A 26,936-nucleotide genomic window follows, 5' to 3' on the forward strand; every position below is an offset into this window, starting at 1 on the left:
CTGTTTATGCGCCGTTCTTCAGAGACTCAAGGTACTCCCAGCGCTCAAATGCTTCTTCCAGGGCTTTTTCAGCCGCGGACAGTTCTGACAGTACTTTCTGAGTATAGTCATGCGATTGGGTAAAGAATGATGCATCAGCAACCTGTTTTTGCAGATCCTCAAGCGCGGCCTCCAGCTCTTCCAGACGCAGAGGTAGCCCCTCCAGTTCGCGCTGCAGGTTATAACTTAGTTTAGCCGAGGTTTTCTTGACAGTTTCTGCTTTTGTTACAGCAGATTCAGAACTCGTTTTGGACTTTGACTGTTTCTGCGCCAGAGACTGCGATTGCTGCCCTTTTGCATCGTGATAACCGCCTACGTACTGTCCAATTCGCCCTTCACCTTCGAAGATCCAGCATTCTGTCACGGTGTTATCAACAAACTGACGATCGTGGCTAACCAGCATCACGGTCCCCTGATAACCGTCAATCAGTTCTTCGAGAAGTTCCAGCGTTTCGACATCCAGGTCGTTCGTTGGTTCATCGAGAATCAACAGGTTACTTGGTTTCAGGAACAAACGCGCCAGCAGCAGACGATTTCGCTCCCCGCCTGACAACGCACGCACCGGGGTCATTGCACGTTTCGGATGGAACAGGAAGTCCTGCAGATAGCCCAGCACGTGGCGCGGCTTGCCGTTTACCATCACCTCTTGCTTACCTTCGGCGAGGTTATCCATCACCGTGCGGTCCGGATCCAGCTCCGCGCGGTGCTGGTCGAAGTAGGCCACTTCCAGCTTAGTCCCGCAGTGAATGCGGCCGCTGTCGGCCTGCAGCTGGCCCAGCATCAGCTTCAGCAGCGTGGTTTTACCGCAGCCGTTCGGGCCGATAAGGGCAATTTTGTCGCCGCGCTGAACCTGGGCGGAGAATTCTTTCACCAGCACTTTGCCATCAACCTGATAGTTGACGTTTTCCATTTCGAAGACAATCTTGCCGGAACGGGACGCTTCTTCCACCTGCATTTTGGCGCTGCCCATCACTTCACGGCGTTCGCTGCGCTCACGGCGCATTGCCTTCAGCGCGCGCACGCGGCCTTCGTTACGGGTGCGGCGGGCCTTGATGCCCTGGCGGATCCACACCTCTTCCTGCGCCAGCTTGCGGTCGAACTCCGCATTCTGCAGCTCTTCCACGCGCAGGTTTTCTTCTTTCTCCAGCAGATAGGTATCGTAATCGCCAGGATAGGTGACCAGCTTGCCGCGGTCGAGATCGACAATACGCGTCGCCATGTTGCGAATAAACGAACGGTCGTGCGAGATAAAGATGATGGTGCCGCTGAAGGTTTTCAGGAAGCCTTCCAGCCAGTCAATCGCTTCGATATCCAGGTGGTTCGTCGGTTCGTCCAGCAGCAGCACCTTCGGCCCGCTGACCAGCGCGCGGCCCAGGGCCGCTTTACGCAACCAGCCGCCGGAGAGTGCCGACAGCTCCATGTCCGCTTCCAGACCAAGCTGGGCCAGAACCTCGTTAATGCGGTTTTCAAGCTGCCACAGACCGTGGTGATCGAGCATCTCCTGCACTTTCGCCAGTTCGTTGAGGTTTTTGTCGCTCGGATCGGTCATCACCAGATGCGAAATCTCGTGATAGCGCTTCAGGTATTCGGCCTGCTCAGAAATGCCTTCCGCCACGAAATCGTAAACGCTGCCGGTCACGTGACGCGGCGGGTCCTGCTGGAGGCGAGAGACGATCAGATCCTGCTCGTAAACGATGCGGCCGTCATCCAGCCCCTGTTCGCGGTTGAGGATTTTCATCAGCGTGGATTTACCCGCGCCGTTACGGCCCACCAGACAGACGCGCTCGTTATCTTCGATATGCAGCTCTGCATTATCGAGAAGCGGCGAGTCGCTGAAAGAGAGCCACGCGCCGTGCATGCTAATTAATGACATTTATTTTTCCTTTCAGACCGCGGTAATCAACCAGCAGTTATGAATTTGACGGTTACGGGCAAAGTCCTGAGACAGCGTTTTTTGGCTGATTTCTTGTGCTTGCAGTCCCAGGGCCGCTAAACCGTCATGATCCATACGGAAGCCGCGTTTGTTGTTCGAGAACATAATGGTGCCGCCCTTGCGCAGCAGACGCTTCAGGTCGGTCATCAGGCGCAGGTGATCGCGTTGTACGTCAAAGCTATCCTCCATACGCTTGGAGTTGGAGAAGGTCGGCGGATCGATAAAGATCAGATCGAACTGCTCGTCGGTATCACGCAGCCAGCCCAGCACATCAGCCTGCATCAGGCGGTGCTGACGTCCGGTTAAACCGTTAAGACGCAGGTTGCGCTCAGCCCATTCCAGATAGGTGCGGGACATATCCACCGTGGTGGTGCTCCGCGCGCCGCCCAGACCCGCATGCACGCTCGCGCTGCCGGTATAGGAGAACAGGTTAAGGAAATCTTTGCCCTTGCTCATCTGGCCCAGCATGCGACGGGCGATACGGTGGTCGAGGAACAGGCCGGTATCCAGATAGTCGGTCAGGTTTACCCACAGGCGGGCGTTGTATTCTCCCACTTCAATGAAGTCACCCTTCTCACCCATCTTCTGGTACTGATTTTTCCCTTTCTGACGCTCGCGGGTTTTCAGCACCAGCTTGTTTGGCGCAATGCCGAGCACGGCGATGGTCGCCGCAATCACATCCAGCATGCGCTGACGCGCTTTTTGCGCATCAATGGTTTTCGGTGGCGCATATTCCTGAATCACCACCCAGTCCGCGTAGCGGTCAACCGCCACGTTGTACTCCGGCAGGTCGGCGTCGTACAGGCGGTAGCATTCAATCCCTTCCTGCCTAGCCCACTTCTCATATTTCTTCAGGTTCTTGCGCAGGCGGTTGGCGTAATCTTCCGCCACGCCGGACGGCTTGCTGTCCGCCGCTTTCTCTGCCAGATGGTAGTTTTTCTGCACGCAGTCCAGCGGGCCGTTTTTCGCCTTAAACTGGCGATCGGCACGCAGCTGCAGGCAGCTCAGCAGCTCCGGCGAGGCGCTAAACAGGGAGAGATTCCAGCCGCCGAAGTAATCCTTCATATTGCGGCCCAGCAGGCTGTGCAGGGCAATCAGCGCCGGTTCGCTGTCCAGACGCTCGCCGTATGGCGGGTTGCTGATCACGGTACCGTACGGGCCTTTTGGCAGCGGGTTGGTCAGGTTCGCCACGTCTTTCACCTCGAAGGTGACCAGCTCGCCAATACCGGCGCGACGGGCGTTGCTGCGCGCGCGTTCAATGACGCGCGGGTCGCTGTCCGAACCGTAGAAGTGGGAGGTGTACTCTGCCAGACCTTTGCGCGCGCGGGTTTGCGCGTCGTCTTTGACCTCTTTCCAGAGTGCTTCGTCGTGCTGTGCCCAGCCTTTAAAGCCCCAGTGCCCGCGATGCAGGCCCGGCGCGCGGTCGGTTGCCAGCATGGCCGCTTCAATCAGCAGCGTCCCGGAACCACACATCGGATCGAGCAGCGGCGTGCCCGCCTGCCAGCCGGAGCGCATGACGATGGCGGCGGCCAGCGTTTCTTTGATCGGCGCCATACCGGTGCGATCGCGGTAGCCGCGCAGGTGCAGGCCCGCGCCGCTCAGATCGAGAGAAATACTCGCCGTGTCGCCGTTCAGCCAGACGTTAATACGCAGATCCGGGTTTTCGCGATCGACGTTCGGACGCTCCTTATTTTTACGCGTGAAGCAGTCCACAATGGCGTCTTTTACGCGCAGGGCACCGTACTGGCTGTTGCGGATCTCGTCGTTTACGCCGTTGAAATGCACCGCAAAGGTGGCATTTGGCGTGAAGATCTCTGTCCAGTCGATCATCTGTACGCCGGTATAGAGGTCCAGGTCGCTATAGACCTTGCACTCCTTCATCGGCAGCATGATGCGCGACGCCAGACGGCTCCACATCAGGCTCTGGTAAATAAGCCGCGTGTCGCCCTCAAAATGGACACCACCCTGAACCACCTGACACTCTTGTGCGCCCAGGCTTTCCAGTTCAGTTTTTAACAGCTCTTCCAGCCCACGGGCCGTACTGGCAAACAGAGAATTCATATCGTCACTTTTACTCTTAGAAAATTGTCGCGCATTATAGCTAATATGGCGTGTATGTCATAAAGTTGAAGGCTTATTTTCATTTGTGGGAGTGTGCAGTGGCGACGTTATCCAGGCTTTTTATTCATCCGGTGAAATCCATGCGCGGCATCGGCGTCTCTCACGCGCTGGCCGACATGAGCGGATTCGCCTTCGATCGTATTTTTATGGTCACCGAGCCTGACGGCACGTTTATTACCGCACGCCAGTTCCCGCAGATGGTTCGCTTTACCCCTTCCCCGCTTCATGACGGGTTGCATCTGACCGCGCCGGACGGCTCCAGCGCGATTATCCGCTTTGCTGATTTTGCGCCTGTCGATGCGCCAACGGAAGTGTGGGGCAATCATTTTACCGCGCGCATCGCCCCGGATGAAATTAACCGCTGGTTGAGCGGTTTCTTCTCCCGCGACGTGCAGCTGCGCTGGGTTGGGCCTGAACCGACGCGTCGCGTGAAGCGCCATGACTCCGTTCCCCTCTCCTTCGCCGATGGCTTCCCGTTTCTGCTGACTAACGAAGCCTCGCTGCGTGATTTACAAGGCCGCTGCAAGGCCAGCGTTCAGATGGAACAGTTCCGTCCGAACCTGGTGGTCACGGGCGCCGACGCCTGGGACGAAGACACCTGGAAAGTGATCCGCATCGGTAGCGTGATTTTCGACGTGGTGAAGCCATGCAGCCGCTGTATTTTCACCACGGTGAGCCCAGAGAAAGGCCAGAAGCACCCTTCCGGCGAACCGCTGAAGACGCTGCAGTCGTTCCGCACCGCGCAGGACAACGGCGATGTGGATTTCGGCCAGAACCTGATCCCGCGCTCCAGCGGCGCAATCCGCGTCGGTGATGAGGTAGAGATCCTTGCCCGCGGGCCTGCAAGAGTGTACGGCTCAGGTCAGGAAGAAGAAATGGTCGACGTTGTGACGAACGTTGCCTCGGCGGTAGATATTCACTGGCAGGGCAACGTCATCCGCGGCAATAACCAGCAGGTATTGCTTGAGCAACTGGAGCAGGCAGGTATTCGCGTACCCTATTCCTGTCGCGCAGGCATTTGCGGATGCTGCCGCATCAAGCTGGTGGATGGCGAGGTCAGTGCGCTGAAAAAATCGGCAATTGGAAATGACGGCACAATTCTGTGCTGTAGCTGCATACCGAAAACGTCCGTACAGCTGGAAGCTTAAACCGCCTGTTCAAGGCTGAAGGAATCTACACGCAGCTGCGGCTTCAGCCTGTCGTTCATCACTTTAATGGCATCGCCAAGCTGCATCGTCCGCCCGGCAATGGTTACGCCGGGCTGCGCCAGCAGGCAGAGCGCAGCATTTTCGCCAGGCTCAACCACAAGCAGGCTCACCTCTTCTGCGGTATCGCTCAGATTGACGCTGGCAGCGTCACCCGTTGCCGGGGTCCAGCTCAAACCGTGCGCGAGAAAATGCCAGCTTTTTGGCATTTGCGGTTTCAGGAAGCGGATAGCCACCAGCGCATTTAATACAAGCTCGGCACGCTGCTCTTTAGAAAGCACCAGATCGCGGCATTTTTCTTCAAAAGAAAAATAAAGCGCCGCATCGTCGACGCAAAAGCCCGACGGGGAAAACGCGTCCGGGGTTAACATTCGGCGGGCAAAACGAGAACGAAACAACATGCCATTGGCTAAATCGAGCATCATTCGGTCATGCTCGTCGCAAAAATACCAGCGCCAGTTATCGTCAGGTTTAATTCGCATGTGTCTCTCCCGTCCCCAAACGTCCTGTACTAAAAATGTCCTGATCGCCGCTTCGTTTATAACACCATTAATAAAAGACTATAATGACTAAATAAGCAACAGTGACGGAATATAAAACAACCAGGGCTGGAAATAAAGCCCTGGTTGTCTGATTAGGAGAAAAGATTAGATATGAGTAACGATTTCTTTAATCAGCGGCGGTCCTTTAAAAATAAAGCCGGAATAGATTTGCACCAGTGACGCACCCGCCGCCATCTTCTCGCGTGCAGCAATCACTGAGTCAATGCCGCCGACGCCAATAATCGGCAGACGTCCTTTTAATTCCGCAGACAGGGCGCGAATAATTTCGGTGCTTTTTAATTGTACCGGACGTCCACTTAACCCACCCGCTTCGTCACAGTTTTTCATTCCCTGCACGAGGGAACGATCGAGGGTGGTATTGGTTGCAATCACACCATCAATATTATGGCGAACCAAACTGTCGGCAACCTGGATCAATTCTTCGGCAGAAAGATCCGGGGCGATCTTAACCGCGACCGGAACATATTTATGGTGGATCGTCTGGAGTTCATTTTGCTTATTTTTAATGGCACTCAGAAGATCGTCCAGCGCTTCGCCATATTGTAAGGAACGCAGCCCCGGGGTATTGGGTGAAGAAATATTCACCGCAATATAACCGGCATAGGCGTAGACTTTTTCCATACAAATCAGATAGTCATCTTTACCCTGCTCGACCGGCGTGTCTTTATTTTTGCCGATATTGATGCCTAATATCCCGTCGAAATGGGCTTTTTTTACGTTCTCAACAAGGTGATCAACACCGAGGTTATTAAAGCCCATGCGGTTGATCAGCCCTTCGGCTTCGACCAGGCGGAACAGGCGCGGCTTGTCATTTCCCGGCTGCGGGCGCGGCGTGACGGTACCGATTTCAATGGAGCCAAAGCCCATCGCGCCCAGGGCATCAATGCACTCGCCATTTTTGTCCAGACCCGCCGCCAGACCCAGCGGATTTTTAAAGGTCAGACCCATGCACTGCACAGGTTTTTCCGGCACATTCTGACGCACCAGAGCGGCCAAAGGCGTTCCGGTAATACGACGTAATTGCTGGAATGTAAATTCATGAGCGCGCTCAGGGTCGAGCTGGAAAAGGGCTTTACGAACGAAGGGGTAGTACATGAACTCTCCTGGATTCCCGGTGTGCAAACCGGGAGGGGATTATGGGCGATCCACGCGAGAAAGGGAATTGACCTGCGGCAAAAAATCAGCGTAAAACGCAATCGTTTACCTCCCTGTCCATTTCTTATGCACTTTTTCGCATTTTAATTGCAGATAAATCATTTAGTGGAATAACCGCGCGGTGTCACACTCCTGAAAATTGTTATGAATGTTAGATAAAAGCAAACAATTGGTTATAAGGAGGAAGTATGCGCGTCATTACCCTGGCCGGAAGTCCACGATTCCCTTCGCGCTCCAGCGCCCTGCTGGAATATGCCCGCGAAAAACTCAATGCCCTGGATGTGGAAGTGTGCCACTGGAACCTGCATAACTTCGAACCTGAAGATCTGCTCTATGCCCGTTTCGACAGCCCTGCGCTGAAAACGCTCATCGAGCAGCTTAACGGCGCTGACGGCTTAATTGTGGCAACGCCCATTTATAAAGCCTCTTTTTCCGGGGCGCTGAAAACCCTGCTCGATCTGCTTCCGGAACGCGCCCTGGACGGCAAAGTCGTGCTGCCGCTGGCAACGGGCGGTACGGTTGCCCATTTACTGGCCGTGGATTATGCCCTGAAGCCGGTGCTGAACGCGCTGAAAGCGCAGGAGATCCTCCACGGCGTTTTCGCAGATGACTCCCAGGTTATCGATTATCAACATAAACCTCATTTTACGCCGAACCTGCAAACCCGCCTCGATACTGCCCTGGAAACCTTCTGGCATGCTCTGCACCGCCGGGATATCCAGGCGCCGGCGTTTGGTCAGCCTCAAGGAGTCGCACATGTTTAAAACGTTAACCCGCATCGGCCTGGCAGGTCTGATGGCGCTTACCTCGCTGGCCCATGCCGCAGAAACGGCTCCGGAAAGTTTACGCATTGGCTACCAGAAAGGCAGCGTCAGCATGGTGCTGGCGAAAAGCCACCAGCTTCTGGAAAAACGCTTCCCGGACACCAAATTTTCCTGGGTAGAGTTTCCGGCTGGCCCGCAGATGCTGGAGGCCCTGAACGTTGGCAGTATCGATCTCGGCAGCACGGGTGATATTCCGCCGATATTCGCCCAGGCGGCGGGAGCGGACCTCGTCTATGTTGGCGTTGAGCCGCCCAAACCGAAGGCCGAAGTGATTCTGGTGCCTGAAAACAGCGACATTAAAAGCGTCGCCGATCTCAAAGGGCATAAAGTAGCTTTCCAGAAAGGCTCCAGCTCACACAACCTGCTGCTGCGCGCCCTGCAAGAAGCCGGGCTCAAGTTCACTGACATTCAGCCTGTTTACCTGACGCCTGCCGACGCGCGCGCCGCGTTCCAGCAGAAGAACGTTGATGCCTGGGCCATCTGGGATCCGTACTACTCCGCCGCATTACTGCAGGGCGGCGTTCGCGTGCTGAAAGACGGTACCACGCTGAAGCAGACCGGCTCGTTCTATCTGGCCGCGCGTCCTTATGCAGAAAAGAACGGCGCATTTATTCAGGGCGTGCTGGATACTTTTACCCAGGCCGATGCGCTGACCCAGACCCAGCGTCAGGAGAGTATTGCCCTGCTGGCGAAAACCATGGGCTTACCTGAGCCGGTGATCGCGAGCTATCTCAACCATCGTCCGCCGACCACCATTACGCCCGTGGACGCGCACGTCGCCGCGCTTCAGCAACAAACGGCTGACCTCTTCTATCAAAACCACCTGGTACCAAAACAGGTCACTATTCGCGAACGCATCTGGCAGCCCGCAGGCAAAGAAGGAGCTAAATCATGAGTCTGAATCTTTTCTGGTTTTTACCCACCCACGGTGATGGACACTATCTTGGTACAGAAGAGGGCTCGCGCCCGGTTGACCACGGCTACCTGCAGCAGATTGCGCAGGCGGCGGACCGAATCGGTTTCACCGGGGTGCTGATCCCGACCGGACGTTCATGTGAAGATGCCTGGCTGGTGGCCGCGTCGATGATCCCGGTCACCCAGCGTCTGAAATTCCTGGTTGCGCTACGTCCGAGCGTTGTCTCCCCCACCGTGGCGGCGCGTCAGGCGGCAACCCTGGACAGACTCTCCAACGGTCGCGCCCTGTTCAACCTGGTGACGGGCAGCGATCCGCAGGAGCTGGCGGGCGATGGGGTATTCCTCGACCATACCGAGCGCTATGAAGCCTCCGCCGAGTTCACCCGCGTCTGGCGACGCCTGCTGGAAGGGGAAACCGTCACCTTCGAAGGCAAGCACATTCACGTTCGTGACGCGAAACTCTACTTCCCGCCGGTGCAGCAGCCGCGCCCGCCGCTCTATTTTGGCGGATCGTCGGATGTGGCCCAGGATCTGGCGGCAGAGCAGGTCGATCTCTATCTGACCTGGGGCGAGCCGCCTGAACTGGTGAAAGAAAAAATTGCCCAGGTACGTGCTAAAGCGGCCGCCCATGGCCGCAAGGTGCGCTTCGGCATTCGCCTGCACGTGATTGTGCGCGAAACCAATGAAGAAGCCTGGCAGGCCGCCGACCGCCTGATCTCCCACCTGGACGATGAGACCATCGCCAAAGCCCAGGCCGCGTTTGCCAAAACCGACTCCGTCGGACAGCACCGAATGGCGTCCCTGCACAACGGCAAGCGCGAGAACCTGGAGATCAGCCCGAACCTGTGGGCGGGCGTCGGCCTGGTGCGCGGTGGTGCGGGCACGGCGCTGGTCGGCGACGGACCGACCGTGGCCGCGCGAATTAATGAATACGCAGAGCTGGGCATCGACAGCTTTATTCTCTCCGGCTATCCGCATCTGGAAGAGGCGTACAAGGTGGGCGAGCTGTTATTCCCGCATCTGGATGTCGCCATTCCGGAAATTCCACAGCCGCAGCGGCTTCAGCTTCAGGGCGAAGCCGTGGCGAACGAGTTTATTCCACGCAAAGCCGCACAGAGCTAAGGAGTGACCATGTCTGCCACCTCACAAAAATGGCTGCTGCGCGCCGCGCCGTGGTTTTTACCCGTCGGCATTGTGGCACTCTGGCAGCTCGCGTCGTCCACCGGCTGGCTGTCGAGCCGTATTCTGCCCTCCCCGGAGGGCGTTGTAGAAGCGTTCTGGTCGCTGAGCGTGAGCGGCGAGCTGTGGCAGCATCTGGCGATCAGCTCCTGGCGCGCCGTGATTGGGTTTTCCATCGGCGGCAGCATCGGTCTGGTTCTGGGCCTGATCAGCGGCCTTTCCCGCTGGGGCGAGCGGCTGCTGGATACCTCCATTCAGATGCTGCGCAACGTGCCGCATCTGGCGCTGATCCCGCTAGTTATCCTGTGGTTTGGTATTGATGAGAGCGCCAAGATCTTCCTCGTGGCGCTGGGTACATTGTTTCCGATCTACATCAACACCTGGCACGGCATCCGCAATATCGATCGCGGTCTGGTGGAGATGGCGCGCAGCTACGGCTTATCGGGTTTTTCCCTCTTTATTCACGTAATTCTGCCGGGCGCCCTGCCCTCCATTATGGTCGGGGTGCGTTTTGCGCTCGGCCTGATGTGGCTGACGCTGATTGTGGCGGAGACCATCTCGGCCAACTCCGGCATTGGCTATCTGGCGATGAACGCCCGCGAATTCCTGCAAACGGACGTGGTGGTGGTTGCCATCATTCTGTATGCCCTGCTCGGCAAACTCGCCGACGTTAGCGCCCAGTGGCTGGAGCGCAGCTGGCTGCGCTGGAACCCGGCCTACACCCTTCAGGAGGCGAAAGCATGAATACAGCACGACTGAACCAGGGAACACCGTTACTGCTGAACGGCGTGACCAAACGCTACGGCGATAACACCATTCTTAACGGGCTGGATCTGCATATTCCCGCAGGACAATTTGTGGCCGTTGTCGGGCGCAGCGGCGGCGGCAAGAGTACCCTGCTACGCCTTCTGGCCGGACTGGAAGCCCCCAACGGCGGTGACATTCTGGCAGGAACGACGCCGCTTTCGAAGATTCAGGACGATACCCGCATGATGTTTCAGGATGCGCGCCTGCTGCCGTGGAAGACGGTTATCGACAATGTCGGGCTCGGTCTGAAGGGCAACTGGCGGGATGAGGCCCGCCAGGCGCTGGCCGCCGTTGGGCTGGAAAATCGTGCGGGTGAATGGCCTGCAGCCCTCTCGGGAGGACAGAAGCAGCGCGTGGCGCTCGCGCGGGCATTGATTCACCGTCCGGGCCTGCTGTTGCTTGATGAACCGCTCGGCGCGCTCGATGCCCTGACGCGGATCGAAATGCAGGATTTGATTGGATCCCTGTGGCAGGCGCACGGTTTTACGGTACTGCTGGTAACGCATGACGTGAGCGAAGCCGTCGCGATGGCTGACCGGGTGCTGTTAATAGAGGACGGAAAAATAGGTTTGGATCTGACGGTGGATCTTCCGCGGCCTCGTCGCGTAGGCTCGGCAAGACTGGCGGAGCTGGAAGCTGAGGTGTTGGATCGGGTGATGAAGCGCGGGGGCACGGAGTTACAGCGAGCTAAGGCTAATGCCTGATGCCCTCACCCCGGCCCTCTCCCGCAGGGAGAGGGAGGGTTAACTTTTATTACGCTAAGGCCTTAGCAATCTTCTCGTACAAATCACCAGACAGGTTTTCCAGCCCTTTCAGTTGCTCAAGCGCGGCACGCATCTTCGCCTGACGCTTCGCATCGTAGCGTTTCAGACGGATCAGCGGCTCAATCAGGCGGGACGCCACCTGCGGGTTACGGCTGTTCAGCTCGGTCAGCATTTCCACCATGAACTGATAACCGCTGCCGTCTTCGGCGTGGAACGCCGCCGGGTTGCTGCTGGCAAACGCGCCAATCAGAGAACGCACGCGGTTTGGGTTGCTCAGGGTAAAGGAACGATGCTTCAGCAGGCTGCGCACGTTGCTGAGCGCATCGGCCGCCGGGCTGGTCGCCTGCAGGATGAACCACTTGTCCATCACCAGGCCATCCTGATGCCACTTGTCGTCGTACTCCTGCATTAGCGCATCACGGCACGGCAGTTCGGCGGCAACGCTTGCACCCAGCGCGGCCAGCGCGTCGGTCATGTTATCAGCTTCGTGATACTGCTTGCTCACCAGGGTGTTCGCCAGCTCGGTTTCACCAAACGCCAGATAGCGCAGGCAGGTATTGCGCAGAGAACGTTTACCAATGTCCGCGTGCTCAACGCGATACGCGTCAAGCTTATTGGCGTTATAAATGGCCAGGAACTCATCGGCCAGTTCTGCAGCCAGCGTACGGGTCAGCGCTTCACGCACCGCCACGATGGCAATCGGGTCAATGATATCAAACAACTCGGCGATTTCAGTCGCTGACGGCAGGGTCAGAATTTCAGCGGCCAGCGCCGGGTCAATCTTCTCATCCAGCAGGATCGCGCGGAACGCATCAGCCACATGGACAGGCAGCGACAGCGGCTGGCCCTGCTGATGACGGTTTACGTTGAGCTTAATGTAGGTCGCCAGCAGGCTTTGTGCCGCATCCCAGCGGGAGAAGTCGTTACGCGCGTGGCGCATCAGGAACGTCAGCTGCTGATCGCTCCACTTATACTCCAGCTTCACCGGCGCGGAGAATTCGCACAGCAGCGCAGGCACCGGCTGGAAGTAGACGTTATCGAAGATAAAGGTCTGCTCGGCCTGGGTCACGTTCAGCACGTGGTGTACCGGGTGACCGCCCTTCTGAAGTGGGATAACTTTGCCTTCGTTATCGTACAGCTCAATGCTGAACGGAATATGCAGCGGATATTTCTCTTCCTGCTCCGCCGTCGGCGGCGTGCGCTGGCTGATGGTCAGAGTGTACTGCTCGGTTTCCGGATTGTAATCGTCTTTGACGGTGACAACTGGCGTACCGGCCTGGCTGTACCAGCGGCGGAAGTGAGAGAGATCGACGTTAGAGGCATCTTCCATCGCCTGCACAAAATCGTCGCAGGTGGCCGCGCTGCCGTCATGACGCTCGAAGTACAGCTGCATCCCTTTCTGGAAGTTCTCCTCACCCAGCAGGGTGTGGATCATGCGGATAATTTCAGCGCCCTTCTCGTACACCGTCAGGGTGTAGAAGTTGTTCATCTCGATGACTTTATCCGGGCGGATCGGGTGCGCCATTGGGCTGGCATCTTCCGCAAACTGCAGGCCGCGCATGGTGCGCACGTTGTTGATGCGGTTCACCGCGCGTGAACCCAGATCGGAGCTGAACTCCTGATCGCGGAAGACGGTCAGGCCCTCTTTCAGGCTCAGCTGGAACCAGTCGCGGCAGGTGACGCGGTTACCGGTCCAGTTGTGGAAATATTCGTGGCCGATGACGCGTTCGATATCCAGGTAGTCTTTGTCCGTTGCGGTATCGGTACGCGCCAGCACGTATTTAGAGTTAAAGACGTTAAGGCCTTTGTTCTCCATTGCGCCCATGTTGAAGAAATCAACGGCGACGATCATATAGATGTCGAGGTCATATTCGAGGCCGAAGCGCTCCTCGTCCCACTTCATGGAGTTGATGAGGGAGGTCATCGCCCACGGCGCGCGGTCAAGGTTGCCGCGGTCAACAAACAGCTCCAGCGCCACCTCGCGGCCTGAGCGCGTTTTAAAGGTGTCGCGCAGCACGTCGAAATCCCCCGCCACCAGCGCAAACAGATAGCACGGTTTCGGGAAGGGATCCTGCCACTGCACCCAGTGACGGCCATTCTCCAGCTCGCCTTCGCCTACGCGGTTACCGTTGGAGAGCAGGAAGGGATACAGGGTTTTATCGGCGATGATTTTGGTGGTGAAGCGCGCCAGGACGTCCGGACGGTCGAGATACCACGTAATGTGGCGGAACCCTTCCGCTTCACACTGGGTACACAGCGCCACGCCTGACTGGTAAAGCCCTTCCAGCGCGGTGTTGGCGGCCGGGCTGATTTCATTCACGATGCGCAGCGTAAACTGTTCCGGCAGGTTGTCGATGACCAGCTGGTTGTTTTCTTCTTTATAGTCTGACCAGGCTTCATCATTAATATGCAGGGAGACCAGCGTCAGGTCTTCACCATCCAGACGCAGCGGCACCGCAGTTGCGCTGTGGCGCGTCACCTGGCTCACCGCCGTGACAACGGTTTTTGTGGCATCCAGGTCAAAAGTCAGATCGATTTCGCTAATCAGGTAATCCGGCGCACGGTAGTCGTGGCGGTATTTGGCTTGTGGCTGTTGTGTCATAGAAAACCTTATGCATCGTTTGTCGAGTAACGTTTCAATATATTCCTGTTGCGCAAAACGCGCTATGCAGAATGTTCATCTTTTCAGGGTCAAAACCTTTTTTTGCTACATTTGTATAATATGAACCCATAATTTTTAAAATCGACAAAGACCGTCCAAGAGCGCACTACATAACAGATGGTTAGGCCAGTCGAAAACATCAGTCGTCTAAGTTCACCTTAGAACGAGTGCTGTTTCATGCCCCATATATGCCCCATCACATCATCTGGCAGTCGTCGAACTCGCCAGAGCGAGCATCGTTGATGCTGTAGGTGATCACCCCAAACACCGGCCGCGATGTATCCGACACTTCGTCTTTCTGCGGTAACGGCTCCCTTCTCCCATTTTCAGGGTTTTCCAGATACGGCTGCGGATGTGTCCTGTAGCGCATAATCCTGAACTCACCATCAATAGTGCACACCAGCAGAGAACCGTCTTTCGGTGTCAGAGACGAGTCGACGATAAGCATAGCGCCCTTCATGATCCCGGCGCGCATATATGTCGTGCCAGCTACCATCATGTACGTGGCTGATGGATGAGCGATAAGACGCTTATCGAGTGATATGCGCTCTTCAACGTAGTCTTGCGCCGGACTTGGGAATCCCATAACTCACCTCCGATAAAAACTGTATACATATACAGTATTATTGATTATCGGTATCGATCAATAACTTTTACAGTGTTACTATGCTTTCCGTTAATCCTAAAACGTAAAAATGGTTATAAAATGATTGATTTTCTTGTACGTTTTGCGGCCTTGATATCGTTTTGCGGCCTTGTTACAGGTTACAGCGCTGACAATTTCTCGCTTCAAGTTGCCGAAGTGGTGATGATATTCATATGGATCTTCTCTGACATGCATCATCTGAAAAAATTGGCAATGAAAATTAAGGATAATTTTAAAGGATAGAAGCTGATGCTTCACATTTTTGGCAAGTATGTATCAGTTGGCGTGGTGAATACGGCGCTGCACTGGCTATGTTTCGGTGGGCTAATCCACTTCTTTGGAGCTACACAGTCCCTGGCGAACATCATAGCGTTCTGCATCGCAGTTACATTTAGTTTTTTCGTAAACGCAAAATGGACATTCAAGTCTCAGGCCACCTCCGGGCGTTATTTTGCGTTTGTTGCTTTCATGGGCGTAATGGCTGGCATAACTGGATATATTGCTGATGTTACCGGTGCTCCAGCTGTTATTACCCTCATCGTCTTTTCAGGCTTTAGCCTTGTGGCTGGTTTCATCTATTCTAAGTTCATTATCTTTAGGGATTCGAAATGAAAATTTCTCTGGTCGTTCCGGTGTTTAATGAAGAGGAAGCAATTCCGATCTTCTACAAAACCGTGCGGGAATTCGAAGCGCTGCAGCAGCATGAAGTAGAGATAGTCTTTATCAATGACGGTAGTAAAGATGCTACAGAGTCAATTATAAAGGCGCTTGCTATTGCCGATCCGCTTGTGGTCCCCCTGTCATTCACTCGCAACTTCGGTAAAGAGCCAGCACTGTTCGCCGGGCTTGACCATGCCACTGGTGACGCGATCATCCCGATTGATGTAGACCTGCAGGACCCAATTGATGTCATTCCGCACCTTATTGAGAAATGGCAGGCCGGTGCGGATATGGTGTTGGCTAAGCGATCTGACCGGTCAACCGATGGACGACTCAAGCGTAAGACCGCAGAGTGGTTCTATAAACTGCACAACAAAATCAGCAATCCGCAGATCGAGGAAAACGTTGGCGACTTCCGCCTTATGTCTCGTGATGTGGTTGAAAACATCAAGCTAATGCCAGAACGCAACCTTTTCATGAAGGGGATTTTGAGCTGGGTTGGCGGACGCACTGATGTTGTTGATTACGCTCGCGCTGTACGTGTTGCAGGGGATTCTAAATTCAATGGATGGAAGTTGTGGAACCTTGCACTTGAGGGAATAACCAGCTTTTCTACGTTCCCGCTGCGCATGTGGACGTATATCGGTTTATTTGTAGCTGGCCTGGCCTTCATCTATGGTGCATGGATGATCGTCGACACGTTAGCATTCGGCAATCCGGTTCGCGGCTATCCATCAATGCTGGTTTCAATACTTTTTCTTGGCGGGGTTCAGTTGATAGGCATAGGCGTGCTTGGGGAGTATATCGGCAGGATTTATGTTGAAGTTAAGGGAAGACCGAGATACATCATCAAAAATGATGAACCAAAAAACAAGTCTTAAGGTGTAAAAATGCTTAGTTTCAATTTAGATAAAAAGCTTTTTTCAATGATAATGCTTATTTCATTGATATTCTTCATTCCCATTATCTTATCAAGTCACTATTACGTTGATGATTTAGGGCGATCTATTTACGGCTATTCAAAGTGGTCTGAGAACGGCAGGCCCCTTGCTGATCTTTTATTTCTATCTTTGAGCTTTGGGCCTCAGTTACCAGACATATCCCCTCTACCACAATTGCTTGCCTTGAGCATCTTATCGCTAAGTGTTTACTTTTCTGCAAAAGCATTCCTCACTGAATTTGACGGGTACGTTGCTGCCATCATTTCAATGGTTGCAATTTCAAGCCCATTCTTGTTGGAAAATCTATCATATAAATATGATGCTTTCCCAATGTCGATATCCGTGCTGTGTGCGATAATTCCTTTTGCAGTAAAAGCCGTAAAATTAAAAAAACAATTTCTATATTGCTGCGCTTCTGTAATTCTAATTTTGTGCATCTATCAGGCATCAATTAACATATATATAATATTCGCTATTTTATACGTATTAAACTTATTTAGATTAGGCGACACTCGCAATGGATTATTATCAATAATCGCATCCATTGGCGGATTGGTTATTAGTTATATTATATATTCAACATTCATTTCGCCGTACTTTTTAGTTGGTAGTTATAATCTAAGGCATAGTCAACTTGCGACCTCAGGAATAAATGATGCCTTAACGGTTATATCACGTAACATTTCCGAATTTGGAAATATGCTAAGTCTTGTTGTTACTACACCATTTATAATCTTTAGTGTAGTGGTGTTAACATTATCTTTAATTGCGTTAATAAAAATAGCGTTTGTTAAATGCAGTTCCTCTAAGCCTGAGAAGATAATGAAGCTTTTAGTCATTGTATTTTCTCCAGTGGCAGTTTTGTGCATGATAACAGGCCCCATGATGCTCCTGAGGGATCCAGTGCTATCTCCCAGGGTTCTAATGGCATTTGGAACTGCATGCTTCTTCTTTGCAGTACTTTCTACTTGGGCCTTCTCTCGCACAAATCTTTATAAATCATTATGCGGAATTTTGTTTACAGTTTACGCCCTATACTCTTTAGGGGTTGCCTATGCTTATGCTAACTCACTTAACAATCAAGAAAAGTATGAGAATGCGATAATTCAATTAATGATGTCTGACTTAAACAGCCTTGGCTTGAGCGGTTATGAATTTATTGCTTTCAAAGGTGGGGTGTCGTTGTCACCAGAAGTTCGGATGGCAGCCAAAAAATACCCAGTAATTTCAAAACTTATACAACCAACAATAAATAATCAATGGGTGTGGGGTCACACACAAATGATGCATTTCGATTTGGATAAGAAATTTCAAAGTTTTGATTATCACATGTCGCTTAAATCTAGTTTATGCACATTTGAAAATGTCAGAAACTCTAACAACTATAACATTTTACTTGATAAAAAAAGCTCAACTGTTGTATTTGATTTCACGAAGACAGAGTGTAAATAGCTTTTAAAAGCCCCCCCCAGCATCTGGAGGGGGATGTATTTATATACTGCTTGTATAAGTAGCCGCAGTATACATATGCTTCCATACTTTGCTTTGAACCGTTACCATACCAATGCCGCAAGATAATAAAGAATTAGAGTTATAACACCCAGCGTTATCAACAGAGGTTAGTTTAGTAAGGTCGCATGCAATGTTATGCATTCCTGGTCGAAGTTTTATAACTCCTGAGTTGGAAGTTGCCAGAGAATTAGCGCCGTCAGTATCTACCTCCCCTCCGATGAAATAGGTAGCAGCATTAGCCGAGAAAGGAACAAAACCTGATGCCATAGGCGCCTTGACGTTTCTGCAATAAATCTTCGCAGTAGTTCCGGTGAGATCTACCATCCCAGCACAACCATCAAAAGTGGCATTTGTTAGATAAATCTCAGGCTGAGTTGCCATTGCAGCCTGTGCGAAAATAGCAGCGAGCCCGTTAGTTTGTGTCATGTTTGTAAGATGCATTTTTGTAAGGCTTGTAGTACCGATAGCTCGGTACAGACGACCTTGCGTAATTCCTGAAAGAATAGCCTGAACATTATCCATGAATATTTGCCCAATTACACCGCGGTTGTTTACTACTGCGGCGTTGGCATTAACTGGCATAATGATTCTGCAGTTGTTAATTATTAGGGTGTCAATGCTGGCAGTATTTGCGTTATTGACTGAAACAAGACCCAGCCCATTTCTAGGCCCATTATTAATTATTAACTGGTGAGCCACTGTTCCAACAGAGCCTGAGACATTAACAACTGGAGCAGTGTCCTTACGGCTGAATATATTCTCCAGCACAACATAGTCCAGCTCAACGCCATACGTATTTCCTGGTTTCTTATACCCTCTGTCATCAAAGGTAAACACAGGGAAAGGCGTGGTGCCAGCTAAGCCATCTCCCGGAATAGCATAAACATCGCTGACATGAAGGTAATTTACATGGGTGTAGTCTAATCCGTTAGTGTCTGCGTTGCAGCGCATCACGGAGTCCCTTGTATTACCATATAACCCAGCTATCTTGATGCGTACGAAGTTGCCTGACCCATTGCCGCCCATGGTTACCAGCGTGGTGGTGCTACCTCCTTCATCGTTAACACCGCTCAATGAGTACAGCCCGGCCACGTCAACGTTTGAGAAGTCGCCTGCTTCACTGATATCGTATGACGGGTAGTCACCGATAGTCATGGCAAACATGTCGTCGCCAGTGATGCCAGACAGGTTGCGAACATAAACGTTCTGAATAGGGTTCTGTAAGTGCAGCCCATCAGAGATGGTGTTGAAGCGCAGACCGTCTACATACAGGTTCTGGATTTTAGCTATCAGCCAGCAGTATTTGCGGGCGTTACGCGTAAGTATCCCACCGCCGAGGCGCAGGGTGGTGACGTTCTTGAACACGGACGCCATGCTATTGGTGCCGTTGAAGCCTTTGGCCAGGCCATTGAAATCAATAGTGCCCGGGCCACATACCTCAATAAAGTCGTCCGCAGTTCCAGCTCCGGCGTTTACTGCATAGCTGTAATTCCGAAGGATGTTTCCGTTATAACTATCTACAGCCTTTAGAATAACCCCCGGGCCAATCCATAAGCGCGTACCTGAGCGCAGTACCCAGGCCCGGTCAGTCAGATAGGTTCCTGGCTTCTCAAAGCGTATATCACCGCCTGCAGCAAACATAGCATCCAGACCAGCACCAATGATGTTTGTGGTGCTTGGCTCAATACCATACATCTGCGGAGTGCGGTATTGGATGGCAGATCCGACAGTGCCAGCAGGATAGACAGAGCCAACCGAAACCCCGACCAGACCAGCGCCACTCATCGCTGCAAGCGCAGCCCGCAATGACGCATCACCAACGCCAAGCCAGGCCCCAGGCGCAATACCACCAGTGCTTGCCGGGGTTGAATTGGCCGGAACAACTTTCGGGCCGGATGCAAGCGAACCAGTCCATTTGTAATATTCGCCGTCGGCGGTGTTCAGCAGCACCTCATTGGGGTTGTTGATTGTCGCGCCGGTGGTGAAAGTCTTTCCTGCAAGAATCACGTAGCCATAGGCGGCCATGGCCTGCTGTGACAAATAGTTGATGCCCTCAATGGTGTAATGATTCACGCCAAAGCGATCGGTGTAAGTCCACCCCATCGAAGTGACAAACTCGTCAATTTTCCCTGCGTTGAACTTCAGGTCGCGAGGCGATTCACTCGGTACTGCATCTTGAGTTGGTTGCGTGGCCATATTTATTCCATAAAAAAGCCCGGCATGCTGGCCGGGCTGGGATTGTCGGAAAGGGTCTTATTGGTAGATGGCGTCGCTGTATTCCGCGACTGTCAGAGATACCGTGTTATCGGTGTTCGGTTTGATGCTGTTAACCGTCCATAGCTGACTGTCAAGCTCCTCCACTGTCGCGATGAGATAGCGCGACGGGAGTTGTACAGTGTCTCCGTTCCATATGTTGAGCTGAATGTTGGGTATTGCCGCGGTGAATCCGTATTTCGTGTCGCTACGGGCGGTGGCTGAATAGCGCAGCGTCGGGTTACCCAGGCTGTCGGTGACCAGCACATACATATCCCCAGAAAAGGTGATCGGTTCGCTGGTATCGAAGTTATTCCCGGCGCGGCCGGTGATGTATCCCTGCTGCTGGTTGCTGTCGTAGATGTCAGGCATCTGAATGACGCTACCGACCTGGATAATGCCGTCCTCAAACACTTTGGCGTTCATCTTCACGCGCGAGTAGATTAGGCGCTTGGTTTCGCGCAGCGCGCGCTCCCGGGCTTGATACTCATTACGAAAGCCGACAATCTCAAGCTTGTTTGGGTTCTCCGCCTCCTGCTCGACGATAGCGCCGTTCAGCACGCGGTAGTTGATGTACGTCTTGTTGTTAGTGGTTGGATGAACGTAGGACACCTGCACGCCGTCGTAGCCGCCTGGAAGAGTGGCTTCGTACGTCATTTTGTACTCGTCCGTCTTCATGTTGGCCCGGTTGAATACGGCCGCCGGGTAATCAACTTTCTGATCCCGGGTGAACGTCAGCACGCCGTCATCCCAGTACGCCACCACTGAAGCCGCGTTGCAGATCGCCTGCACGCGGTCACCGAGAGAGTCATTCTCATCGTCAAACGTGTAGTCGAAGTAACCCAGACGCTCGTCAGGCAGGCTTTCGGCAATCGAATACAGCCCATAGAGGTCAATGCTGCTTACCGGCTGCTCGCCCATAATGAGCCAGGTATGCGCCACTGCATCAGCGAATGAGCGCGACGGACGCAGCGTGTAATCCACCGTCTGCATGTCCAGGTTGTACGTGATGGTGTGGCGGGTCACCAGCGCGTTGTATTTGCGCTCCCGGCTGCCCAGGGCGTTCTCTGTCGCCCTCACCTTTACCCGCACCAGCGTGTCTGTCGGGTGAACGACATTCGTCCGGATGTTGATGCTGTGGATCTCTTCGACCTTCAGCAGTGACGCGTCGCCGGAGTTATCCGTGCGCTGGAAGCTGACCGCGTACTTCCCGAAGCCACCGGTCGGCGTGATTTTGTCGGTGCGGTAGAAAACCTCACTGGTCGACTGGTGCGGCGTCGTCTGCCTGTACGTGAAGGTCTGCTGCGTTCCCGGCACCTGGTTGTAGTCGTCGTCGATTTTCCAGATGACAACTTTCCAGTTCGTCTCTTTCTTCCCACCCAGGCTGGATTGCGTGTGCAGCCACAGCTGCGTCGACTCGACCGGGGAGAAGAACGGGCCGACCACCAGCGCCTCGTTATCGTTCAGGATGAACTTAGTGGTGTTAATCGTGGCGTTGGCCGGGATATCCTGCGGACCCTCCAGCTGGTTCATCGTAAACGTATACCAGCGCACCGGGTTAACGACGGCGCCGTCGTTCGTTTCAACTGCGGAGATCAGCGTTCCGGAGAATGTCGCATCGGTAGTAACGTTGCCTGACGCAGTGCTGTACGTCACGTTGATGGTGAAGGTCACCGCATGCGGCAGCACCAGCCCCATAAAGTAATCGAACTCGGCCTGCTTTTTGATTTTCATCGCAATCTGGCCGCCTGAATACGTGCCGCTGACCACAGTTGTTGCAGTGGCGCTCTCTACCGGAAAATCGCTGGCCTCGTTCTGCCCGGGAACCTCTTGCCCGTCAACGTCATCAAAGCCATATCCCTCGACGATCTGGGGGATAACCACACCAGGCGGATAGAACTGGAATTCAGCGCCAGCCAGTGAGCCCAGACTCGATTCTGAGTAGCGCACGGACTCGTAATCGTATTTGCCGATCCCGATGCACATCCACTCTGTGACGTACTTCAGGCCGCCATCCGTAGACGTCTGGTGAACGTATTCGAAAACAGATTCCTGAATCAGGTCCGGAAACGAACGAATCTGGCCGTAAATGTCCGGCTTGGCCTTGTAAACGCGGGCGGTGTTTGTCTGACCGGTCAGGCTATTGTTCGGCGAGTCGACAGAATTTCCACCGGTGTTTGCGATGGCCGGTTTCGGTGCAAGGAACGAAAATACCTGACCAACCACTTTGAAGATCGGGCTGAGGATATCGCCGACAATACCCTTCGGCTGGTCGAATATCTGGATGTGATCAAGCTCGCTCAATTCAAACGCCAGCTCGTCATCGTCGCCAAGCTTCACGCCGTTGCGGACGATCAGCAGATCTCGGTGAAAGGTAGCGTCATTTGCAGCCAGCCAGTCATAAAAAAGGGTGCCGTTTGGCACCCTGCAACGCAACTTAGGCGTTCCTGGAAAATTCGAAATCTCAACCAGCGCCATAAGAAAAATACTCCACTTTGGTGAATGCCCGCTGAATGACCAGCAACGAGTCCATGCGTACGCTTCCGTTCTCACCGCGTGAATGCAGCGCCTGCCTGTTCAGTACCAGGCCAACGTGTGCCGGTTGCGCGCCGCGGTACCCGACAAATATGCCGCTCTCGACTGGCTTATCGACCTGGTTCCAGAAAACGACGTCACGCTGATAGCAGGTGAAGAAGTCCTCACCGGCTTCGTAGTCCGGCGTCTGGTGCAGTTCAATGCCGAGAACGTGCCGGTAATACAGCACCACCAGCCCCCAGCAATCGACTTTCTCGAAAGAACAGGCACGGTTAGCCCACGGCACGCCGATCAACTTCCTAACAAAATCAGAGGTACTGCAGGCCGGTGTATTCCGTAGGGTCATAAAGCCGTCCGATGTTGTTGTTCAGCGGGTTGGTCACGGAGAGGGTTACCGATGCAGCGTCGGCGTCGATGTCGACCGTTTTGACGTAGAGCTGCCAGGACTTAATCGGTACCGACACGTCGCCGCTGTCGAAGATCTGCCTTGTTGCCGTAATGGCCGTCAGCCGGGCCGCGCCCTTCCACTGCTTCATCAGCGCTTTGATATCCGACGACAGCCGGCCTAACTTCACCGTCGCGTCGATCACCGGCGTGCCGCTCTGCTGACTCTCTTCGATTTCAAAGCGCGCTGGCGTGTACGTCTGGCCGCCTAGCGTCTTCGCAAAGAACTGCTTGTCGACCAGGCGGACGTAGCCAAAGGATGGATGGTAGAACGTGATGGTATCGTACAGCCCGCGCGTCGGGCGCTGCTGCTTATACTCCCTGAAGCTCGGCATTACGGCACCCTCGGCAGCGATTCCGGGTCACGCCCGTCCGGATAACCTGTAACCACGATATCCAGCCACGAATCCCACGGCGGCGGCAGTTCAACAATGATGTCGTCGAACTCGTCGTCGGCGTTATAGATGTGGTTCGCGATAACTGTCCCCGTCCAGGTCACCGACCCGCCATCGATGCTGGTTTGCACCGGCATCTGCGTGAAGTGAAGCTGCTGCAGCTGCAGGCCGCTGCCGCCAAGATTGATATTCATCCGGAACCAGTTCAGGCCCCGGTTGAGATAATTCGGGCTGCGCAGCCACTGCTGGAAAGCGCGCTCCTGGTCCAGCGTGAAGATCCATGTCAGTGACCAGGTCACTTTCAGGTCGTCAGTAAGGTTCTGGAAGATAGCCGGGCCGACCGCCGGCTGGTCGGTCTGGAACCCGGTATCGAGCGTCATGTTTTTGCTGGCCTTCTGCGCCAGTGGCAGCCAGTCTGGATAGTCAATAATTGGCATCACCCCTGCCCTCTTGGCGTGCGTTTAACGTTCATGTTGCTGGTAATGGCGCTACTGATTGGGCCGCCGTTGTTCAGGTCTGCAACGATGACATCAACGGTAAGCCCACCGTTAGCATCGGTACCGGCCTGCGCATCAACTGACGATGACGTGTAGTTCTGGATGTTGATAACCACCCCGCCGCCGCCCCCGGCAGCCATCTCCTTATTGCTGATCACCTTGCCGTTGTCACCCGGTATCATGTACTGCTTACCGGTGCTGGCCTGGTAGATCTCCGGCATGCCACCTTCGCCGACCTGGTACATTCCTCCCGCCGTCACCGGCCCGCCGTTCTTACGTTTACCGAGAAGGTTAGCACCAATAACGCCCGCAACCGCGCCGAGACCGATCGCTGCAGCCGTACCCATTGAGGCAATGGAGGACAGGATCGCCGCTGGGGTCCACGCCGCCGCAGTCGTTGCCGCCGCCGCTGTGCTGGTAGCGGTCTGCGTAGCCACTGCTGCAGTTTGAACAGCCGTAACCGTGCCGATGGCCGCAGTTTGTGCCGCCTGGCCCATGATGGCAGATTTCACCCACTCAACGCCCATCTGCACGAAGGTATTAACCAGGCTGTTGAGAACCGTGCTGCCAAGAGATCGCATTGCATCACTGGCCGTCATACTACCGGTGATAATTCCCGTTAATGCATTGGAGGCATTTCCTGCTAGCGCATCGATTGAAGCTGCCAGTGCTTCATTGCCCGCGCTCTGGTTACGGAAAATCTCCCACTGCGCAGCGATACGCGCCTGCTCATACTCCTTGTCAGCATTAGCGCGTAACATAAGTGCGTTCTGGTGAGTGATAATCCCCTGCTGCTCGTAGGCCTGAATGAGCGCGAGTTTACGGGCATTTTCATTAGCCAGTTGCTGCACCGGGTCCACGCCGCCAGCAGCTTCCTGCTGCGGACTTACTGCCTGATCGGCGCGGATTTTCGCAAGGTTGGCCTGGTGGGTTGCTTCCAGTCGCTCAGATGTCTGATTGAACTGTTCCTGACTGATTTTCTTCGCAGACAGAGCGGTATTCAGATCCTCAACATCCTGCTTATAGCTGGCGTTTTCGCGCGCTTCTGGCAGGAGCTTCTCAGCTGCTGCCTGCGCTTTAATGGCGTTCGCCGTGTCCCATTTTTTGGCCGCATACTGACCGGCAAGTGCTATCTGCTCTTTGGTGGCACCTTTCCCGAGCGACTGCTGCGCATTCAGAATAGCCTGCTCTCGGCTCAGCTTATTCGTTGAATCGGCAGCGAGTTCTGACTGCTGTTTTAGGTTCGCCAGTTTCTGAGCAATGGTTTCTGCCTGTGATGCTCCTTTTTTCTGCTCAGACTGAAGCGTCTTCTGCGCCTGAGTATTTTTGTACGTAGCAGCAGCATCATCTTCCATCTGCTTGGCGTGCGGATCATCCTTCGAGAAGCCGGCATCTTCGGCAGCGTATTGCGCCTGCAACCGTGCGCGAGCCTCGCCCTGGAGCTTCGATAGTGCCAGGTTGCGCTCAGACTGCTTGATCAGGTTCTTCTGTCCGGCAGTAAGGTTATCCGTGGACTTATTCAGGCTGTCTACGTTGATCTTCGCGTTGGCTGCCTCTCTCGCCAGATCGACAAGTTTACCTGCCAGTTCAGCAATGGCTGACTGCCCATCTTTGGATGATGACTGCATTTCCTGGAGTTTTTTCGCCAGTTCCTGAAGTGCTTCCGGAGACGGATTGTTGCTCAGGTCTGATAGTTCTCTTGCCAGATCAAACGCTGACTGTTTGCTGATGCCGAGGCGGGAAGAAAGCGTGCTGACCGTCGAAGATAAAGAGTTAACAATGCCAGAAGCATATTGACCATGGCTGTTGGCCTGCTGAATGGCCTGGCTCCAGTCTGTGGTGGTAACACCAAGCGCAGAAAGCTCATCGTTGAACTTCTTGATGCTTGGAGACGCGCCGCCAACCGCCGCGAGTGCGCGATCGCCTAACGTAATGAAAGCATCAGACGCGTCACTAATGGCCTTCGGGATCTTTGAGATGGCCTGGTTATACTCGAGCAGCGCCTGATTTCGCAGCAAAGTAGCCACGTCGGCATTTACGCGCGCCAGGGCGGCATATTTGTCTGAAAGCGCGGCCACGCCTTGCGAGGAAATGGTTATCACCTTATCCATCGCTTCTGCTGCATCTTTCAGCGTGTCCATGGCATTTTTTCCGCCATTAAGCGAAGTGATAAGCACACCAGCCAGTACCGAACCAAGGGCGATTATAGCGCCAACTACGGCACCGCCAGGACCGAACGCCCCGGCAAGCTGCGAGCCCTGCTGAGCGAACGCCACCAGCGCAGACTGCCCACCCTGCACCTGCACGATGAAGTCCTGAACCTGGTACCCGGCCTGCTGCATGCTGGTTTTCCAGCTACCAGTGCCTTTTGCGCCATTTTCAACACCAGTCTTCATGTCATACAGGCGACCAGTAAGCTCGCCTATCTTCTGCTTCTCTTCGTCGGTGGCTTTCGACCCTGCACGCAATTGTGCAGCCAGGACTGCGGCACTACGCGCGCCATTCTCCTGCGCTTCGTCCAGCACAGCCAGCTGGTTACCCAGCGCCTCGATGATGGATTCTGCTCGACTGAATTCACTGCTCGCGCCGCCGGTACCGCTGCGGGCCTCTTCCATTGCGCGGGCAATACCGCTCACGTTGGTGTTCAGCTTGCGCAGCTGGTTATCCATGGAGTTGGCATAACCGGCCAGCTCAGTAAACGCGGACCCGGTCTGAGATGCGCTCTGATCGAGGTTATCCATTCCCTTGCCTGACTGCTGGGCTGCAGAATCCAGTTTATCCAGAGCATCAATGGCCTGTTTCCCGCCCTGCAGCAGCGGCTCAACGTCGGCGCTGATTTCATAAACGATGCTACCGGCGTTCTTCTCACCTGCCATGTCATTCTCC

The 26,936-nt window shown here is 54.2% G+C and carries 21 protein-coding genes; 9 read left to right on the forward strand and 12 right to left on the reverse strand.

Annotated elements, in window-relative coordinates:
* Positions 1–4: 4 nt before the first annotated feature.
* Positions 5–1,912, reverse strand: a complete 1,908-nt coding sequence (locus tag N037_RS02860; RefSeq protein WP_032638803.1) for an ABC transporter ATP-binding protein — start codon at positions 1,910–1,912, stop codon at positions 5–7.
* A 12-nt stretch (positions 1,913–1,924) separates the two neighbouring features.
* Complete coding sequence (gene rlmKL, locus N037_RS02865; RefSeq protein WP_032638806.1) at positions 1,925–4,033, reverse strand: bifunctional 23S rRNA (guanine(2069)-N(7))-methyltransferase RlmK/23S rRNA (guanine(2445)-N(2))-methyltransferase RlmL; 2,109 nt, start codon at positions 4,031–4,033, stop codon at positions 1,925–1,927.
* Positions 4,034–4,131: 98 nt separating this feature from the next.
* Here rlmKL and N037_RS02870 point away from each other — a divergent pair, with 98 nt between their 5' ends.
* Entirely contained in the window at positions 4,132–5,241 is a 1,110-nt protein-coding gene (locus N037_RS02870; protein ID WP_032638808.1) for a YcbX family protein, read from the forward strand.
* Here N037_RS02870 and zapC read toward each other — a convergent pair.
* Both zapC and pyrD read right to left on the reverse strand, forming a co-directional pair.
* Positions 5,238–5,780 carry a cell division protein ZapC gene (gene zapC / locus N037_RS02875; protein WP_023335148.1) on the reverse strand — a complete coding sequence of 181 codons (543 nt, stop codon included), beginning with the start codon at positions 5,778–5,780 and terminating at the stop codon, positions 5,238–5,240. The two genes, N037_RS02870 and zapC, sit on opposite strands and share 4 nt — an antisense overlap.
* A 165-nt stretch (positions 5,781–5,945) precedes the next feature.
* The gene (pyrD, locus tag N037_RS02880) at positions 5,946–6,956 is read right to left on the reverse strand and encodes a quinone-dependent dihydroorotate dehydrogenase (protein WP_032638810.1); all 1,011 of its coding nucleotides are present in this window, start codon (positions 6,954–6,956) and stop codon (positions 5,946–5,948) included.
* A 248-nt stretch (positions 6,957–7,204) separates the two neighbouring features.
* On the opposite strand from pyrD, the gene ssuE reads away from it, so the two are divergent.
* From ssuE to ssuB, 5 genes are read left to right on the forward strand one after another with little or no spacing between them, the layout of a single operon-like run.
* Complete coding sequence (gene ssuE, locus N037_RS02885) at positions 7,205–7,780, forward strand: NADPH-dependent FMN reductase (protein WP_023335146.1); 576 nt, start codon at positions 7,205–7,207, stop codon at positions 7,778–7,780.
* Positions 7,773–8,735, forward strand: coding sequence for a sulfonate ABC transporter substrate-binding protein (locus N037_RS02890; RefSeq protein ID WP_032638812.1), 963 nt, complete (start codon positions 7,773–7,775; stop codon positions 8,733–8,735). The genes ssuE and N037_RS02890 overlap by 8 nt, the downstream gene beginning before the upstream one ends.
* Positions 8,732–9,877 (forward strand): FMNH2-dependent alkanesulfonate monooxygenase, encoded by a 1,146-nt coding sequence (gene ssuD, locus N037_RS02895; RefSeq protein WP_032638814.1) that lies wholly within the window; start codon positions 8,732–8,734, stop codon positions 9,875–9,877. The genes N037_RS02890 and ssuD overlap by 4 nt, the downstream gene beginning before the upstream one ends.
* Before the next feature lie 9 nt (positions 9,878–9,886).
* The gene (ssuC, locus tag N037_RS02900) at positions 9,887–10,678 is read left to right on the forward strand and encodes an aliphatic sulfonate ABC transporter permease SsuC (RefSeq protein WP_023311016.1); all 792 of its coding nucleotides are present in this window, start codon (positions 9,887–9,889) and stop codon (positions 10,676–10,678) included.
* On the forward strand, positions 10,675–11,445 hold the full coding sequence (gene ssuB, locus N037_RS02905; RefSeq protein WP_032638816.1) for an aliphatic sulfonates ABC transporter ATP-binding protein: 771 nt from the start codon (positions 10,675–10,677) through the stop codon (positions 11,443–11,445). Before ssuC ends, ssuB begins: the two co-directional genes overlap by 4 nt.
* Before the next feature lie 49 nt (positions 11,446–11,494).
* On the opposite strand, the gene pepN is transcribed toward ssuB, so the two are convergent.
* Together pepN and N037_RS02915 are read right to left on the reverse strand one after the other, a co-directional pair.
* Positions 11,495–14,107 carry an aminopeptidase N gene (pepN, locus tag N037_RS02910; RefSeq protein ID WP_023311014.1) on the reverse strand — a complete coding sequence of 871 codons (2,613 nt, stop codon included), beginning with the start codon at positions 14,105–14,107 and terminating at the stop codon, positions 11,495–11,497.
* A 256-nt stretch (positions 14,108–14,363) separates the two neighbouring features.
* The gene (locus tag N037_RS02915) at positions 14,364–14,753 is read right to left on the reverse strand and encodes a HumD family translesion DNA polymerase (RefSeq protein ID WP_032638818.1); all 390 of its coding nucleotides are present in this window, start codon (positions 14,751–14,753) and stop codon (positions 14,364–14,366) included.
* Positions 14,754–15,062: 309 nt separating this feature from the next.
* On the opposite strand from N037_RS02915, the gene N037_RS02925 reads away from it, so the two are divergent.
* The 3 genes from N037_RS02925 to N037_RS02935 are packed head-to-tail and all read left to right on the forward strand — an operon-like array spanning position 15,063 to position 17,866.
* Positions 15,063–15,425 carry a GtrA family protein gene (locus N037_RS02925; protein ID WP_032638823.1) on the forward strand — a complete coding sequence of 121 codons (363 nt, stop codon included), beginning with the start codon at positions 15,063–15,065 and terminating at the stop codon, positions 15,423–15,425.
* Positions 15,422–16,354 (forward strand): glycosyltransferase family 2 protein, encoded by a 933-nt coding sequence (locus N037_RS02930; protein ID WP_032638825.1) that lies wholly within the window; start codon positions 15,422–15,424, stop codon positions 16,352–16,354. Before N037_RS02925 ends, N037_RS02930 begins: the two co-directional genes overlap by 4 nt.
* Positions 16,355–16,363: 9 nt before the next feature.
* Positions 16,364–17,866, forward strand: coding sequence for a glucosyltransferase domain-containing protein (locus tag N037_RS02935; RefSeq protein WP_032638827.1), 1,503 nt, complete (start codon positions 16,364–16,366; stop codon positions 17,864–17,866).
* Between the two features lie 39 nt (positions 17,867–17,905).
* Here N037_RS02935 and N037_RS02940 read toward each other — a convergent pair whose 3' ends face one another.
* The 6 genes from N037_RS02940 to N037_RS02965 are packed head-to-tail and all read right to left on the reverse strand — an operon-like array spanning position 17,906 to position 26,926.
* A complete protein-coding gene (locus N037_RS02940) occupies positions 17,906–20,122 on the reverse strand; it encodes a hypothetical protein (protein ID WP_032638829.1) in 2,217 nt (738 codons plus the stop codon).
* A 57-nt stretch (positions 20,123–20,179) separates the two neighbouring features.
* A complete protein-coding gene (locus N037_RS02945) occupies positions 20,180–22,657 on the reverse strand; it encodes a host specificity factor TipJ family phage tail protein (protein ID WP_032638831.1) in 2,478 nt (825 codons plus the stop codon).
* On the reverse strand, positions 22,644–23,060 hold the full coding sequence (locus N037_RS02950; protein WP_050511210.1) for an NlpC/P60 family protein: 417 nt from the start codon (positions 23,058–23,060) through the stop codon (positions 22,644–22,646). The genes N037_RS02945 and N037_RS02950 overlap by 14 nt, the downstream gene beginning before the upstream one ends.
* Positions 23,023–23,493, reverse strand: a complete 471-nt coding sequence (locus tag N037_RS02955; RefSeq protein ID WP_032638833.1) for a hypothetical protein — start codon at positions 23,491–23,493, stop codon at positions 23,023–23,025. The genes N037_RS02950 and N037_RS02955 overlap by 38 nt, the downstream gene beginning before the upstream one ends.
* Positions 23,493–23,990 carry a hypothetical protein gene (locus N037_RS02960; protein ID WP_032638835.1) on the reverse strand — a complete coding sequence of 166 codons (498 nt, stop codon included), beginning with the start codon at positions 23,988–23,990 and terminating at the stop codon, positions 23,493–23,495. Before N037_RS02960 ends, N037_RS02955 begins: the two co-directional genes overlap by 1 nt.
* Positions 23,990–26,926 (reverse strand): tail protein (tape measure), encoded by a 2,937-nt coding sequence (locus N037_RS02965; protein ID WP_032638837.1) that lies wholly within the window; start codon positions 26,924–26,926, stop codon positions 23,990–23,992. The genes N037_RS02960 and N037_RS02965 overlap by 1 nt, the downstream gene beginning before the upstream one ends.
* Between the last annotated feature and the right edge of the window lie 10 nt (positions 26,927–26,936).

The organism is Enterobacter sp. EGD-HP1, assembly GCF_000733275.2.
Taxonomy (GTDB): Bacteria; Pseudomonadota; Gammaproteobacteria; order Enterobacterales; family Enterobacteriaceae; genus Enterobacter.

What these genes read in the sequence shown, in the direction of transcription:
- N037_RS02935 (WP_032638827.1), top strand. Translation starts at nt 16,364, where the DNA reads ATGCTTAGTTTCAATTTAGATAAAAAGCTTTTTTCAATGATAATGCTT.
- N037_RS02965 (WP_032638837.1), bottom strand. Translation starts at nt 26,926, where the DNA reads ATGGCAGGTGAGAAGAACGCCGGTAGCATCGTTTATGAAATCAGCGCC.
- N037_RS02955 (WP_032638833.1), bottom strand. Translation starts at nt 23,493, where the DNA reads ATGCCGAGCTTCAGGGAGTATAAGCAGCAGCGCCCGACGCGCGGGCTG.
- ssuC (WP_023311016.1), top strand. Translation starts at nt 9,887, where the DNA reads ATGTCTGCCACCTCACAAAAATGGCTGCTGCGCGCCGCGCCGTGGTTT.
- N037_RS02940 (WP_032638829.1), bottom strand. Translation starts at nt 20,122, where the DNA reads ATGGCCACGCAACCAACTCAAGATGCAGTACCGAGTGAATCGCCTCGC.
- N037_RS02960 (WP_032638835.1), bottom strand. Translation starts at nt 23,990, where the DNA reads ATGCCAATTATTGACTATCCAGACTGGCTGCCACTGGCGCAGAAGGCC.
- N037_RS02890 (WP_032638812.1), top strand. Translation starts at nt 7,773, where the DNA reads ATGTTTAAAACGTTAACCCGCATCGGCCTGGCAGGTCTGATGGCGCTT.
- N037_RS02915 (WP_032638818.1), bottom strand. Translation starts at nt 14,753, where the DNA reads ATGGGATTCCCAAGTCCGGCGCAAGACTACGTTGAAGAGCGCATATCA.
- ssuB (WP_032638816.1), top strand. Translation starts at nt 10,675, where the DNA reads ATGAATACAGCACGACTGAACCAGGGAACACCGTTACTGCTGAACGGC.
- N037_RS02930 (WP_032638825.1), top strand. Translation starts at nt 15,422, where the DNA reads ATGAAAATTTCTCTGGTCGTTCCGGTGTTTAATGAAGAGGAAGCAATT.
- N037_RS02925 (WP_032638823.1), top strand. Translation starts at nt 15,063, where the DNA reads ATGCTTCACATTTTTGGCAAGTATGTATCAGTTGGCGTGGTGAATACG.
- pepN (WP_023311014.1), bottom strand. Translation starts at nt 14,107, where the DNA reads ATGACACAACAGCCACAAGCCAAATACCGCCACGACTACCGTGCGCCG.
- ssuE (WP_023335146.1), top strand. Translation starts at nt 7,205, where the DNA reads ATGCGCGTCATTACCCTGGCCGGAAGTCCACGATTCCCTTCGCGCTCC.
- rlmKL (WP_032638806.1), bottom strand. Translation starts at nt 4,033, where the DNA reads ATGAATTCTCTGTTTGCCAGTACGGCCCGTGGGCTGGAAGAGCTGTTA.
- N037_RS02860 (WP_032638803.1), bottom strand. Translation starts at nt 1,912, where the DNA reads ATGTCATTAATTAGCATGCACGGCGCGTGGCTCTCTTTCAGCGACTCG.
- N037_RS02945 (WP_032638831.1), bottom strand. Translation starts at nt 22,657, where the DNA reads ATGGCGCTGGTTGAGATTTCGAATTTTCCAGGAACGCCTAAGTTGCGT.
- ssuD (WP_032638814.1), top strand. Translation starts at nt 8,732, where the DNA reads ATGAGTCTGAATCTTTTCTGGTTTTTACCCACCCACGGTGATGGACAC.
- pyrD (WP_032638810.1), bottom strand. Translation starts at nt 6,956, where the DNA reads ATGTACTACCCCTTCGTTCGTAAAGCCCTTTTCCAGCTCGACCCTGAG.
- zapC (WP_023335148.1), bottom strand. Translation starts at nt 5,780, where the DNA reads ATGCGAATTAAACCTGACGATAACTGGCGCTGGTATTTTTGCGACGAG.
- N037_RS02950 (WP_050511210.1), bottom strand. Translation starts at nt 23,060, where the DNA reads ATGACCCTACGGAATACACCGGCCTGCAGTACCTCTGATTTTGTTAGG.